A 516-nucleotide genomic window follows, 5' to 3' on the forward strand; every position below is an offset into this window, starting at 1 on the left:
AGATCGCGCAGGGTTTCCAAACCGAACTGAATGAGGAAACCCGGCGTGGTGACATAGGTGTAGGGCGCGCCTGGTTCCGGGCTGCGCGGACCTCGGGCGATCAGGGCCTGGCGGTGCAGCCGTGCGATCAGATCACGGCTGACCTCACGGCCCGTCAACCGCGAGATCGCACCACGGGTCACCGGCTGCATATAGGCAATAATGGTCAAGACGAGGGCCTCATTCGGGGTAAAATCGCGACCCTCTTCCCCCTCCTTGCGGGCGGCGCGGATCGCCGCCGCGTGTTGCGGCTTGGTGCGAAACTGCCAACCTCCCGCAATACGCGCAATCTCGTAAGGCCTACCCGCCAGTTCAGCAGAAATATCCTCGATCAGGAGATCAAGCGCACAGTCCCGGCCCACCACACGCGCCAGCACCTCCCGGCCCACAGGCTCGGAGGAGGCGAACAGCACGGCCTCGACCCGCGCCATCCACTCCCGCCAGCGCAAAGCCTGTGGCAGATCGGCGAGTTCCGCG

1 protein-coding gene is annotated in these 516 nt (G+C 65.1%); it reads right to left on the reverse strand.

Annotation, left to right across the window (positions count from 1 at the left end):
* On the reverse strand, positions 1–516 hold a 516-nt coding region (scpB, locus tag H0485_RS21380), incomplete at both ends, for an SMC-Scp complex subunit ScpB (protein WP_226937884.1).

It is taken from the genome of Pseudogemmobacter faecipullorum (assembly GCF_020539525.1).
Taxonomy (GTDB): Bacteria; Pseudomonadota; Alphaproteobacteria; order Rhodobacterales; family Rhodobacteraceae; genus Pseudogemmobacter; species Pseudogemmobacter faecipullorum.